At 64.4% G+C, this 11,831-nt stretch carries 12 protein-coding genes; 3 read left to right on the top strand and 9 right to left on the bottom strand.

What is annotated here, in order from left to right; genetic code table 11:
• Positions 1-78 precede the first annotated feature (78 nt).
• The 7 genes from J7E83_RS16440 to J7E83_RS16410 all read right to left on the bottom strand — a co-directional run bounded on the left by J7E83_RS16440 (position 79) and on the right by J7E83_RS16410 (position 7,403).
• The gene (locus J7E83_RS16440) at positions 79-1,074 is read right to left on the bottom strand and encodes an ABC transporter substrate-binding protein (RefSeq protein ID WP_251043939.1); all 996 of its coding nucleotides are present in this window, start codon (positions 1,072-1,074) and stop codon (positions 79-81) included.
• Between the two features lie 92 nt (positions 1,075-1,166).
• A complete protein-coding gene (locus J7E83_RS16435) occupies positions 1,167-2,204 on the bottom strand; it encodes an ABC transporter permease (protein ID WP_214964373.1) in 1,038 nt (345 codons plus the stop codon).
• Entirely contained in the window at positions 2,201-3,733 is a 1,533-nt protein-coding gene (locus tag J7E83_RS16430) for a sugar ABC transporter ATP-binding protein (RefSeq protein WP_214964371.1), read from the bottom strand. Before J7E83_RS16430 ends, J7E83_RS16435 begins: the two co-directional genes overlap by 4 nt.
• On the bottom strand, positions 3,730-4,725 hold the full coding sequence (locus J7E83_RS16425; RefSeq protein WP_214964369.1) for an amidohydrolase: 996 nt from the start codon (positions 4,723-4,725) through the stop codon (positions 3,730-3,732). Before J7E83_RS16425 ends, J7E83_RS16430 begins: the two co-directional genes overlap by 4 nt.
• Complete coding sequence (locus J7E83_RS16420) at positions 4,722-5,735, bottom strand: aldo/keto reductase (RefSeq protein WP_214964367.1); 1,014 nt, start codon at positions 5,733-5,735, stop codon at positions 4,722-4,724. Before J7E83_RS16420 ends, J7E83_RS16425 begins: the two co-directional genes overlap by 4 nt.
• Entirely contained in the window at positions 5,732-6,046 is a 315-nt protein-coding gene (locus J7E83_RS16415) for an L-rhamnose mutarotase (RefSeq protein WP_214964365.1), read from the bottom strand. Before J7E83_RS16415 ends, J7E83_RS16420 begins: the two co-directional genes overlap by 4 nt.
• The gene (locus tag J7E83_RS16410; RefSeq protein ID WP_214964363.1) at positions 6,039-7,403 is read right to left on the bottom strand and encodes an L-fuconate dehydratase; all 1,365 of its coding nucleotides are present in this window, start codon (positions 7,401-7,403) and stop codon (positions 6,039-6,041) included. Before J7E83_RS16410 ends, J7E83_RS16415 begins: the two co-directional genes overlap by 8 nt.
• 203 nt (positions 7,404-7,606) lie before the next feature.
• Here J7E83_RS16410 and J7E83_RS16405 point away from each other — a divergent pair, with 203 nt between their 5' ends.
• From J7E83_RS16405 to J7E83_RS16395, 3 genes are all read left to right on the top strand, one after another.
• On the top strand, positions 7,607-8,488 hold the full coding sequence (locus tag J7E83_RS16405) for a fumarylacetoacetate hydrolase family protein (protein WP_214964361.1): 882 nt from the start codon (positions 7,607-7,609) through the stop codon (positions 8,486-8,488).
• The gene (locus J7E83_RS16400; RefSeq protein WP_214964359.1) at positions 8,485-9,246 is read left to right on the top strand and encodes an SDR family NAD(P)-dependent oxidoreductase; all 762 of its coding nucleotides are present in this window, start codon (positions 8,485-8,487) and stop codon (positions 9,244-9,246) included. Before J7E83_RS16405 ends, J7E83_RS16400 begins: the two co-directional genes overlap by 4 nt.
• A gap of 156 nt (positions 9,247-9,402) precedes the next feature.
• Positions 9,403-10,728 carry an ATP-binding protein gene (locus J7E83_RS16395; RefSeq protein ID WP_214964357.1) on the top strand — a complete coding sequence of 442 codons (1,326 nt, stop codon included), beginning with the start codon at positions 9,403-9,405 and terminating at the stop codon, positions 10,726-10,728.
• Positions 10,729-10,827: 99 nt separating this feature from the next.
• Here the strand turns inward: J7E83_RS16395 and J7E83_RS16390 are convergent, their stop codons facing one another.
• Both J7E83_RS16390 and J7E83_RS16385 read right to left on the bottom strand, forming a co-directional pair.
• A complete protein-coding gene (locus J7E83_RS16390; RefSeq protein ID WP_214964354.1) occupies positions 10,828-11,451 on the bottom strand; it encodes a phosphohydrolase in 624 nt (207 codons plus the stop codon).
• A 148-nt stretch (positions 11,452-11,599) separates the two neighbouring features.
• Positions 11,600-11,815 (bottom strand): AsnC family protein, encoded by a 216-nt coding sequence (locus J7E83_RS16385; RefSeq protein ID WP_214964352.1) that lies wholly within the window; start codon positions 11,813-11,815, stop codon positions 11,600-11,602.
• Between the last annotated feature and the right edge of the window lie 16 nt (positions 11,816-11,831).

Here is an 11,831-nt window from a genome sequence, read left to right as displayed (position 1 = left end):
AGCGACGGCCCATCACCGGGAAGGTGAGGGGCCGTCGCCGTGGAGGGCTGCTGGGCCAGGTCCGGCTGCGGGTGCGGCCTACTGGTAGAGGTTCGGCTTGATTTGGTCCGAATCGATGTTCTTGGCGTCGTACCAGAAGAAGCCGGTGTCTATGACTTTCTCCAGTTTGTCGCCCTTGATGGCGGCAACGGCGGCCTTCACTGTTTCGTACCCGATTCCCACCGGGTTCTGGGTGACGGCCCCGGCCATCAGTCCGGACCTGATGGCATCGATCTGGGCCTTGCCTGAGTCGAAGCCGACAACGGTCAGCTTGCCCTTGAGTCCCAGTTCCTCAACGGCCTTGACAATGCCGATCGCGGATCCTTCGTTCGTGCCGTACATGCCCTTGAGGCTTGGGTTGGCCGTAATGATGGCCTTGGCTGCGTCGGCTGAGAGGAGCTGGTCCCCGCCGGCGTACTGGATGGCCACGATCTTGATGTTCGGGTTGTTCTTTTCGATGTACTCCTTGAAACCGTCCCGGCGGTCCGTCCCGGACTTGGAGGTCTGGTCGTGACCGATGACAGCGATGTTGCCCGTGCCGCCGATGAGCTCGGCGAGGTGTTTGGCGGCCTCCGCGGCAGCAGCCTTGTTGTCGGTTGAGGCTGTGGTGACAGGGATATCCGAATCGACGCCGGAGTCGAAGGCGACAACCGGAATATTCTTGCTCTTGGCCTGCTCCAGCAGAGGCGTGGCAGCCTTGGAGTCCAGGGCTGCGAACCCTATAGCGGCCGGAGACTTGCCCAGCGCCGTCGTGAGCATCTGGACCTGCTGGTCCACGTCCTTTTCGGTGTTCGGACCTTCAAAGCTGACTTCGACGTTGAATTCCTTGGCCGCCTTGTCAGCACCCTGCTTCACGGCCTGCCAGAACTGGTGCTGGAAGCCTTTCGAGACGATGGCGATGTATGGCTTCGCTCCGCCGCTGGCGGCACCCCCTGGGGTACCCGCCGGGGCCTCGCAGCCGGCAATTGCTATGACACCGAGGGCCAGGCCGGACATAGTGAGGAAACTGCGCCGGTCGAAACTGGACTTGTTCATGGGTGAAAACTCCGTTGTTTTTCTCAATGGGAAGGGAATGGAATGGGGTTGGTGCAGGAGGGACAGGGGCTTGCAGGGGCCAGCTGGAGCAACTACGTTGCGGCCTCCTTCCGGCGCAGCATGTCCAGGTAGACAGCTACCAGGATGACGACGCCGATGGCCACGTTCTGCCACTCCTGCGGCACCGAGATGACGCGCAGGCCGTTGGTGAGGACGGACATGATGAGGGCACCGATCACCGTTCCCACGATGGAACCCTTGCCTCCGGCCAGGGACGTTCCACCAATCACGACGGCGGCAATCGCCTGGAGTTCATACCCCATGCCCTGCCCGGGCTGGGCGGAGTTAAGCCTGGCCGCGATGATGACGCCGGCCAGCCCGGTGAACGCCCCGGCCGCGGTATAGATCCAGAGCTTCCAGCTGCGGACATTGATGCCGGAGAGCGCCGTCGCTTCCTCGTTGGAGCCGATCGAGAAGGTGTAGCGGCCCAGCAGGGTCTTGCTCATCACCACGCCGGCCACTGTTGCCGCAGCAAAGAAGATGAAGACCGCGTTTGGAATCACCAGGCCGGCAATGGGCTTGCCCAGGGCCAGGTTCGAGAACCCCTCGGTGCCGGTGAAATAGATGGGCTTGGTTCCGGAGACCACCAGCGCCATACCCTGGCAGACCAGCATGGTGGCCAGGGTGGCGATGAAGGGCGGGATTTTCAGGAAGGAGATCAGGAAGCCGTTCACCGCCCCGATGAGCGCCCCCATCAGGATGCCGCCCACCACCCCGGCCCACAGCGGCAGGCCCAGGTAAGTGAGCACAACACCCACCATCACTGAACAGAGGCTCATGCCGGTGCCCACAGAGAGGTCGATGCCGCCGGTGATGATGACGAACGTCGCACCGAGCGCCAGGAGGCCTATGACCACAGTGGAGAGCAGGATGTCCGAGAGGTTGCCCGGCAGCAGGAACCGTGAGTTCATGACGCCGAAGAAGACCACCAGGACAATCAGCGATCCGAAGGCCAGGAGCTGCTGGAGGGACGAGCGAAGCCGCAATGTCAGCCCCTGCCCCCGGGGAGGTGAGGACGGGGCAGTTGGCGCCTTGGACTCTTTCGGCTTGGGGGTTTCTACGATGCTCATAAGGTTGGTGCTCCTGTGGTGATGGAGACGCGCCGGGTGGCAAGTTCCATGATGTTTTCCTGGGTGGCTTCCTTGTTACTGAGGAAGCCGGTGATTCGCCCTTCGCACATGACGGCGATCCGGTGGGACAGGCGGAGGATTTCGGGCAGTTCGGAAGAGATCATGATGATCGCCTTGCCCTCGGCGGCCAGCTCGTTGAGGAGCCTGTAGATCTCATCCTTGGCTCCCACATCGATGCCCCTGGTGGGCTCGTCGAAGATGAGGATGTCGCAGTCCTTGACCAGCCACTTCGCGATCACCACCTTCTGTTGGTTTCCGCCGGAAAGGTTCCTGGCCAGCTGCTTGATGGACGGCGTCTTGATCCGGAGCTTCCGGGCGTATTCGTCGGCCGTGCGGCGCAGCGATGCATCACGGATAAAACCCGCGGAAGAGTTTTCGGCGAGTGAGGACAGCATGATGTTCTCCTTCACGTCGCGTTCCAGCATGAGGCCAAGATGCTTGCGGTCCTCAGACAGGTAGCCGATGCCGAGCTTCGCGGCGGCGGCGGGGTTGGGAATCCGTACGTCGTCCGCGTTCACCTGCAGCCGCTCAAAGCTTGCCTTGTCCGCGCCGACAAGCGCCCGCGCCACTTCGGTCCGGCCCGCTCCCATGAGTCCGGAAAAGCCCAGGATCTCGCCCCGGCGCAGCTCGAAACCGATGTCCTTGAGCAGGGAAGGCGTGCTGAGCCCCGCAACGGACAGTACGACGTCGTCCGGACGCTCCGTTTCTTCCGCCGCCGGGCGCTGTTCACCGGAAATCGTGCGGCCGACCATGAGCGAGATGACTTCCCGCATGGTGGTTTCCTCTGTGTCCACGGTGTCAACGTATTCGCCGTCGCGGATGACCGTGATGCGCTGGGATATCTGCTTGAGCTCGTCCATGCGGTGCGAAATGTAGATCACCCCCGTCTCCGGCGAGACAAACCCCCGGATCAGTTCATGGAGGGTGGCCACTTCGGCGTCGTTCAGCGCGGCGGTGGGCTCATCCATGATGATCACCTTGGAGTCGTGGCTGAGGGCCTTGGCAATCTCCACCATCTGCTGTTTAGCCACCGTCAGCTGGCCGCAGCGCTCCCTCGGATCCAACCTGAGGCTCATGCGGTCAAAGAGGTCCTGGGTCTTCCGGTTGAGGGCGCGCTCGCTGAGCATTCCATAGCGGCGTGGTTCGCGGCCGATGTAGATGTTCTGCGCCACGGTCAGGTCCGGCATCAAGTTGAACTCCTGGTGAATGATGCTGATGCCCATTTCCTGGGCATGCTTCGGGCCGGCCGGCGTAAAGGCCACACCGTTAAGCTCGAACGTTCCCTCGTCCGGGACGTAGATGCCCGAGAGCAGCTTCATCAGTGTTGACTTGCCGGCCCCGTTCTCACCCACGAGCGCCAGGACCTCTCCGCGCTGTAAGTCCAGCTGCATGTTGTGCAGGGCCCTGACTCCGGGGAAGGTCTTCCCTACGCCACGCACGGACAACAGCGGTGTTTGCTCCGTGGTCATGCTTTCACCTCGTCTTGCCTGGTTAAATTCTCCGATTCCGGACGTTCCGGTTTCGACAATGCGGATTCCGGCGTGCGCAATCCGTAGGTGCGGGCCGCGGTGCCCTCCAGGAAGGCGTGCCGGGCCGCGGGGTCCAGGTCGGCGGCCAGTTCCAGGAGCACTTCCAGGGTGCGGTGGTAGGGCGCGCCCAGCGTGCTGACTGGCCAGTCCATGCCGATCATCAGCCGCTCCGGGCCAAAAGCCGCCAGGGCCTCTTCCCACAGGGGACGCAGCGCCGTAGCCGTGTATTCGAGTCCGGGCAGGTGCAGCCCCGATACCTTCGCCACGGTGTTGGGCTGCCCGGCCAGCGCGCGGAACTCCCGGCGCCAGCGCTCCAGTTCAGGATGGGGCCTGCGGCCGGCGGACATAGCGTCCGTGAGCGGCGGTTTGCCCAGATGGTCCAGCACCACGGTGAGTTCGGGGAGGTCACGGGCCAGGGCGACGGCACGGTGCAGATGGCGGGGATAGGCATCCGGAATGTCCAGGGCCAGTCCCCTGTCAGCGACCAGCCTCAACGATTCGCGAACCCCGGGCAGCTCAAGGAAGTCATCGCGTGGATCGTCGTGGACAAGGTGGCGGACCCCACGGAACTTCGGATTCGCGCCCAGCCGCTCAAGCTCCGCCTGCGCCAGGTCAGGGTGTTCCAGCGGTATCCAGCCGACGACGGCGAGTACCCAGTCGTTGCGGTCCGCGGCCGCGAGCATGGATTCCGTGTCCGCGAGGGTGTCGTCGGCCTGAACGAGTACCGCACCCCGGACGCCCGCGTCCACGAGCGTCTCCTGGGCCTCCTGTTCCCCAAAGCTGCGGAACAGGGATCCATGCTGCGGACCCAGCCAGGCATAGGGACGACGGGGCGCGCCCGGAGCGCCGGACTGCCCGGCCGCATCGACTTCGGTGGCAGAGGTTTCGGTGGCAAGGGGCAGTTCCCACAGGTGAAGATGCGAATCGATCATGACGGAATCAACCCCTGGTGTGAGAGCTCAGTCCAGAGTTCTTCAGGAATGTCTTCGGCCATCCGTGCGGCGTTGTCACTCATCTGCTCGGGGGACGTTGCCCCCACCGTCACGTTGACCACGGCGGGGTGACGCAGACCGAACTGAAGCGCCGCCGCCGGAAGCTCCACACCGAAGCTGCCGCAGATCCCGGCGAGCCGCCTGGCGCGTTCCAGCTGCGTGTGAGGTGCCTGCCCGTAGTTGTAATGGGCGTTTTCGGGTACGTTATGCCTGGCCAGCAGCCCGGAATTGTAGGCTCCGACATTGACCACTCCCGTGCCCTTTTCCACACAGCGCTCCAGCAGCGGAACCTTTGGCTGCTCCAACAGCGTGTACCGGCCCGCGAGCATGACCAGGTCCAGGTCCGCGGCCTCCACACACTCAAGGGCCGCTTCGGCCGAGTTAAGCCCGACGCCGATGGCGCGGACCAGCCCTTCGGCTCGCAGTTTTTCGAGGGCGGGCAGTCCGTCCCGGATGCCACCGGCGAGGTCGTGGACGTCGGCATCGTGAAGATAGGCGATGTCCACCTGGTCCAGGCCGAGCCGTTCGAGTGACTCCTCAATGCTCTGCCGGATCCCATGCTCGGAAAAATCCCAGACGCGGCGGCTCGTGGCAGGCACATCGAAGCCTTCCGGATCCCCTGGTACTCCCGGAGCTTCGCCGGTACCCGGGCCGGTGCCGCCCATCAGCACGCCCTGCTTGGGCGCCAGGAGGCGTCCCACCTTCGTGGACAGGACAAATTCCTGCCGCGGCTTCCCCTTCAGCACCGTACCGAGGCGCCGCTCGGATAGGCCCAGGCCGTAGTGCGGAGCGGTATCGAAGTACCTGATGCCGGCGTCCCAGGCGGCCTCGACTGTCGCAGTTGCCCTGCCGTCCGACATCGCCCGGTAAAGATTCCCGATCCCGGCGCCACCGAAGCCCAACCTGCCGAGGTGGAGCGTTCCTGCCCCGGAAAAAATACCCTCGCTCATGGCAGCTCCCAGACCAGCGGCACGCCTGAATCGTTGCCGCTGTAGTCGTCCTCGATTTCCAGAAGCTCAGCCATCCGCGCCTGCCAGGCAATATTGACAGGGTTCCCGGCGAGCTCGTGGCGCATGGCCTTGTAGTCATCAACTTCCACGACGTGGATCAGCTCCTGGCCGCTGCGCCAGATCCGCCAATTGCCGACACCTGCGTCCTTCAAGGCAGCCACCAGCTCCGCCGGTATCTCAGCGTGCGCGTCCGCATAGGCCTGGGCTGCACCGGGCTTCAGCCGGGTATGCAACACGATGGTCTCAGACATCAGCGGCAGCCTCATTGAGAGCCAGTTCCGGCACGGGGACCGTACCACCGGCCGGTAGGTCACCGCTCCAGATCTCGCCGTCGGGAAAGCTGTAACTGGCCAGCGTCTGCCGGTGCATTTCCGCGCCCGCGCCAGGTGCTGACGGCGGCCAGTAGCAGCCCCCGTGTACATCCACCGGGGTGATGAAATGCTCGTGGAGGTGGTCCACAAACTCAATCATACGGTCGTCCTTCTCTCCCGAGACGGCGATGAAATCGAACATGGAAAGGTGCTGGACCGCTTCGCAGAGTCCGACACCGCCGGCGTGCGGGCACACCCGGACGCCGAACTTTGCCGCGAGCAGAAGGATGGCGATGTTCTCGTTCACCCCCGCCACCCGCGCGGCGTCAATCTGGAGTACTTCGATGGCTTGTGCCTGCAGAAGTTGCTTGAACACCACGCGGTTCTGCACGTGCTCCCCGGTGGCTACCGGGATGGGCGCCACGCCCCGGGCGATGGCGGCGTGCCCCAGGACGTCGTCCGGGCTGGTGGGTTCTTCGATCCAGGCGATGTCGTAGGGTGCCAGATGAGCCATCCATTCGATGGCTTCCTGCACATCCCATCGCTGGTTGGCGTCGACGGCGATCTTGATGTCCGGACCCACGGCTTCGCGGGCGGCCCGGACGCGCCGGATGTCATCCTGCAGCGAGGCCCCTACCTTGAGCTTGATCTGGGCAAAGCCGTCCGCTACGGCCTCCTTGGCCAGCCGGGCGAGCTTCTCGTCGCTGTACCCGAGCCAGCCGGGCGTTGTGGTGTAGCCGGCATAACCTTCAGTGAGGAGCCGGGCATGCCGTTCGGCCCGCCCTGGCTCGGCGCGGCGGAGGATCTCCAGGGCTTCTTCCGGCGTCAAGGCATCGCTGAGGTAGCGGAAGTCCACCAGGGCAACGATCTCCTCCGGGCTGAGAGCGGCCAGCAGCTCCCACAGCGGAAGTCCGGCGCGCTTGGCTTTCAGGTCCCACAGGGCATTTACCACAGCGCCGATCGCCATGTGCATTACTCCCTTCTCCGGACCCAGCCAACGCAGTTGGGAATCATGGACCAGCAGCTTCCAGCTCGCGCCCATATCGGCGATCAGCTCTTCCACGTTGCGGCCCAGAATGTGGGGACGGAGGGCGTCGATGGCTGCGGCTTCCACCTCATTCCCCCGCCCGATGGTGAAGACAAAGCCGTGGCCCTCCAGGCCGTCCCCTGCATCGGTGCTGATGATGAGGTAGGCGGCCGAGTAATCGGGGTCCGGGTTCATGGCGTCCGAGCCGTCCAGTTCCTTCGAGGTGGGAAAGCGGATGTCAAAAGTTTCTACCGCGGTGATGACGCTCATCATGCTCCTATGTGTGCAACTGCCGTACGTTGCGTTTCGTGGCCCACCGGGCGCCAAGTCAGGCAGCCGGGTGGAGGATCTGGATTAACCTAAACATCCGATGTTTTACTTGTCAATGGGTCACTTCTGCGTAGTATTAGGGAAGCCGGGCGGCAAAAGCTCGGATGTTATCGGGAACTTTAACCCTAAAATCAAGGGAGACCATGAGTATCAAGCTGGCCCGGCTGGGCGAACTAGGACAGGAACAACCGGCGGTGATCACAGTTGACGCCGACGGGAACGAAAACTACTTCAGCCTCACGCCCCTGACCGGGGACGTCGACGGCCCGTTCCTCGCCCAGGACGGCGTCGCCCGCACCCGGAGGGCCCTCTCCGCAGGGGAACTGCCCGAGCTTTCAGCGGCCTCCAGCCTTCGGGTCGGAGCACCCATTGCCCGCCCCGGCTCTGTTGTCTGCATCGGTATGAACTACGCGGCGCATGCCGCCGAATCAGGATCCGCCCCGCCCGAAATCCCCGTGGTTTTCCTCAAGCCGTCCAACACTGTCAGTGGACCGTTCGACGCCGCCCCCATCCCGCCGTCGTCGGAAAAGTACGACTGGGAAGTTGAGTTGGGAGTGGTCATCGGGAAGGAGGCCAGCTATTTGGCAGATCCCGCCGATGCCCTGGATTACGTCGCAGGATATCTGGTGGCCAACGACCTCTCAGAGCGCGAGTACCAACTGCCCGGCGCGGCCGGCCAATGGACCAAGGGTAAATCCCTGCCCGCGTCCACACCCCTTGGCCCTTGGCTTATCCCTGCCGATGAAGTTGATCCCGGCCAGCTGCGGTTGCGTTCAGTGGTCAACGGCGAAGTCAGGCAGGATTCCTCGACGGCGGACCTCATCTTTGACGTTGCCACGCTGGTCCACCACGTGAGCCAGTACATGCTCCTTGAGCCTGGAGACGTGATTCTCACCGGCACTCCCGAGGGTGTGGCCCTGTCCGGCCGCTTCCCGTATCTCCAGCCCGGCGACGTGGTGGAGCTCGACATTGAAGGCCTTGGCCGCCAGCGCCAGGAGTTTTACCGGCAAGGAGCAGCAAAATGAACACGTCAGTAGAGACGGAATTCGACGGGCTGGTGGCCATCGTGACGGGCGGGGCTTCCGGCATTGGGGCAGCAGTTGCAGACCGGCTGGCTGCCGGGGGCGCCCGGGTGGCGGTCCTGGATCTGAACCCGGCAGGGACTCCGCACTTCGGTGTTGAATGCAATGTGGCGGACGACGCTTCGGTGCGTGCCGCCGTCGAAACCGTCACGGCTCAATTCGGCAGGTTGGACATCGTGGTGAACAACGCCGGCATCGGAGCAACGGGTGACGTCGCCGCGAATGACGACGACGAATGGGCCCGCGTGCTCAACATCAACGTCGTGGGGGTGGCCAGGGTGACACGCGCCGCCCTTCCGTTCCTGCGCCAGTCACCGTCAGCTGCCATCGTCAATACGTGTTCCATCGCGGCCACGGCGGGGCTCCCCCAGCGGGCGCTGTATTCGGCGTCGAAAGGGGCTGTCCTCTCGCTCACGCTGGCAATGGCCGCTGACCACATCCGCGAGGGCATCCGGGTGAACTGCGTCAACCCCGGCACGGTGGACACGCCGTGGGTGGCCCGGCTGCTTGGCTCTGCGGCGGATCCGGAGGGCGAGCGTGCCGCGCTCAATGCGCGCCAGCCACACGGCCGCCTCGTGGCGGCCGAGGAAGTGGCCGGGGCGGTGGCCTACCTGGCAAGCCCGCGGTCAGGGTCGACGTCCGGCACCGCCCTCGCTGTTGACGGCGGTATGCAGGGCCTGCGGCTGCGCCCGCTGGGTTAGCAGTCGGGGTTGTCCCCATCCGTAACCAAGACTGCATGCAACCTTCCCGCAGCCCACGTTCGCTTATGCTCAGTTGTGCGCCTCACAGCGCTCCACGCGCCGGAACGGCGCGGTCCAACTGAGCAGTTCAACGACGAACCACCCGGGAGACACGGCATGACCAACTGGCGCATCAGGGATTTCCACTCGGCTGACCTGGACGGGATCCTGCACCTGTGGGAAACGCTCAAGGCCACCAACGTAGAGCCCGTCTATGCCCTCTCCGAGGTCCTGGCCTCGTGCGAGAAGGACCACGCGGTGGTGGCGGTGCAGGGCGACATGGTGGTGGGTGCCGCCGTCGGACGCGCCGCCCACGACCAGGGCTGGATCGTCTTCCTTGCCACCCTGCCGGAGTACCGGAGCCGTGGGATCGGCACCTCGTTGCTGGCCGCCGTCGAAAACCGCATGGCCCCGCACGGGCTCAACAAACTCTCCGCGCTGATGCCCGAGTCAGAAACCCGGGTGGAGGCCTTCCTCAGCCGCGGCTTCGCGCTCAAGAAGAACCTGCGCTACTTCGAGCGGACCATCCCCGTGCAGCGCCAGGAGCTCGGCGCGCTGGGGCAGTTGGGCGGCCGGATCCTGGCCCGGGACCTGTGGGAAAACGTGGCCGGCATGCGGCGCGAGAAAGAGCTGCTGGAGCGGCGCCTGGTCCTCCCCCTGGCGGAGGCGGACCTGGCCGATGAGTACGGCGTGGTGCCGCCGCGCGCCGTCGTGCTCTTTGGTCCGCCGGGCACGGGCAAGACCACATTCGCCAAGGCGATCGCTTCCCGGCTCGAATGGCCGTTCGTGGAGGTGTTCCCGTCGCGGCTCGCCTCGGACCCGAAAGGGCTGGCCGGTGCGCTGCGCGAGACGTTCCTTGAGATCGCCGAGCTGGAGCACGCCGTGGTGTTCATCGACGAGGTCGAGGAGATCGCGTCCCAGCGCTCGGGCGAGCCACCATCACCGTTGCAGGGCGTTACGAACGAGCTCCTGAAGATCATTCCGGCTTTCCGTGAGCAGCCCGGCCGACTGCTGGTCTGCGCCACCAACTTCATCCGCGCCCTGGACACAGCGTTCCTTCGCCACGGCCGGTTCGACTACGTCATCCCCATTGGCCTGCCCGACCGCCAGGCCCGCGAAGCGATGTGGCAGCGCTTCATCCCGGCCCCCGTGGTGGACGACGTGGATGTGGAGCTGCTGGTGGACCGCACCGGGGGCTTCTCTCCCGCGGACATTGAGTTCGCTGCCCGGAGCGCCTCCCAGCGCGCGCTCGAAAAATCAGTTTACGGCGAAGACAGCGGCGGCGGCGCGGCCTCCACGGGCAGCGTTTCAGTCCGGGCGGCCGTCCGGAAGGGTCCCTCCACAGAGGATTACATCGACGCCATCGGCGACACCCGGACAACCGTCAGCGACGAGGTTCACCGGGACTTCCTGGAGGACATCGACCGCCTGGGCCGCGTTTAGGCTCTTAGCCGACCCCGAATTCGCCGGAACCGTGCCAACTCGCCGTGAACTTCCGGCGAACGGACACGGTTCCGGCGAACTCGGGACCCTGGAGCAACGTCACTGAGCGGCTTCGGGGCCGGCGTCATCGTAGGACAGGTTCTCGTAATCGACGTCGTCCTCCTCATCCAGCCGGTCGTCCAGCTCCTCGAGCAGCCAGGGGTTGACGCGCGCCAGGATCTTGCGGACCTCTTCCACGTCGACGGCGGAGTAGAGCACCGGGCGCGCATCCCGGTACTTGGTAACGGGCGGTTTGTCCGGCCACTTCTCGGCCAGGGCCCTGACCCTCTCGGGCAATGAATTGTGGGCGTTGTCCGCGATTTTCACCAGGGTTGCGTCGTGGTCCTCGGCGATGAAGCGGATGCCGGCCTGATAATCATCGGGGTTGTCGTGCAGGCGCTTGGTCACGCGCTCGATGATGCCCACGGCCCGCTCGGAAACGCCCATGTCCAGCAGCGCCTGCCGGGTGATAGGAGTGTCTTCGGCAATGTCATGAAGGTAACCGGCAATCCGGATGTCGTCGTCGAAATCGGCCAAGGCGTCCCCGACGGCGATCACGTGCTCGCGGTATGGCCGCTTGAGCTTATCCTTTTGGCGGTTGTGGGCCACTTCGGCCAGGACCTTGGCCGTCTCAATGGTGAAGCTGGGGGCGGAACTGTGCTCCGTGGAGTGCGCGTCTGACATGGCTCCAGCCTACGCGTCGCTCAGTAAACAGCAGGTGGCAGGTTCCTGACCATCCCTTTGAGTTTTGGCCAGATAATGCCCCGAAACTGGCTTTGACGTCCGATAACTGGACAAAACTCTCAGCGTGAAGCAGCCCGCCCGGGCCAGGCTACTGTTTCCCGTACTTCCGGTGGACTGCCTGCTTGCTGACCCCCAGGCACAGAGCGATGGCTTCCCAGGACAGCCCCGCCTGCCGGGCACTCCGAACGAGTGTTGCTTCTGCGCGTCCCACTTCCTTTTGCAGTTCGGCGACGGCATACAGCGCCTCGGCCGGACCTTTGCCATCCATTGATCCAACGAGTGTCTTCATTCGATCCACCTCCATTTTGTCAACAATAGTT

It is taken from the genome of Arthrobacter sp. ISL-48, assembly GCF_018613805.1.
Classification (GTDB): Bacteria; Actinomycetota; Actinomycetes; order Actinomycetales; family Micrococcaceae; genus Arthrobacter.
Note: the sequence above shows the minus strand (reverse complement) of the source record. Positions and strands in the feature narration are given on the sequence as shown.

What these genes read in the sequence shown, in the direction of transcription:
- J7E83_RS16440 (WP_251043939.1), bottom strand. Translation starts at nt 1,074, where the DNA reads ATGAACAAGTCCAGTTTCGACCGGCGCAGTTTCCTCACTATGTCCGGC.
- J7E83_RS16435 (WP_214964373.1), bottom strand. Translation starts at nt 2,204, where the DNA reads ATGAGCATCGTAGAAACCCCCAAGCCGAAAGAGTCCAAGGCGCCAACT.
- J7E83_RS16430 (WP_214964371.1), bottom strand. Translation starts at nt 3,733, where the DNA reads ATGACCACGGAGCAAACACCGCTGTTGTCCGTGCGTGGCGTAGGGAAG.
- J7E83_RS16425 (WP_214964369.1), bottom strand. Translation starts at nt 4,725, where the DNA reads ATGATCGATTCGCATCTTCACCTGTGGGAACTGCCCCTTGCCACCGAA.
- J7E83_RS16420 (WP_214964367.1), bottom strand. Translation starts at nt 5,735, where the DNA reads ATGAGCGAGGGTATTTTTTCCGGGGCAGGAACGCTCCACCTCGGCAGG.
- J7E83_RS16415 (WP_214964365.1), bottom strand. Translation starts at nt 6,046, where the DNA reads ATGTCTGAGACCATCGTGTTGCATACCCGGCTGAAGCCCGGTGCAGCC.
- J7E83_RS16410 (WP_214964363.1), bottom strand. Translation starts at nt 7,403, where the DNA reads ATGAGCGTCATCACCGCGGTAGAAACTTTTGACATCCGCTTTCCCACC.
- J7E83_RS16405 (WP_214964361.1), top strand. Translation starts at nt 7,607, where the DNA reads ATGAGTATCAAGCTGGCCCGGCTGGGCGAACTAGGACAGGAACAACCG.
- J7E83_RS16400 (WP_214964359.1), top strand. Translation starts at nt 8,485, where the DNA reads ATGAACACGTCAGTAGAGACGGAATTCGACGGGCTGGTGGCCATCGTG.
- J7E83_RS16395 (WP_214964357.1), top strand. Translation starts at nt 9,403, where the DNA reads ATGACCAACTGGCGCATCAGGGATTTCCACTCGGCTGACCTGGACGGG.
- J7E83_RS16390 (WP_214964354.1), bottom strand. Translation starts at nt 11,451, where the DNA reads ATGTCAGACGCGCACTCCACGGAGCACAGTTCCGCCCCCAGCTTCACC.
- J7E83_RS16385 (WP_214964352.1), bottom strand. Translation starts at nt 11,815, where the DNA reads ATGGAGGTGGATCGAATGAAGACACTCGTTGGATCAATGGATGGCAAA.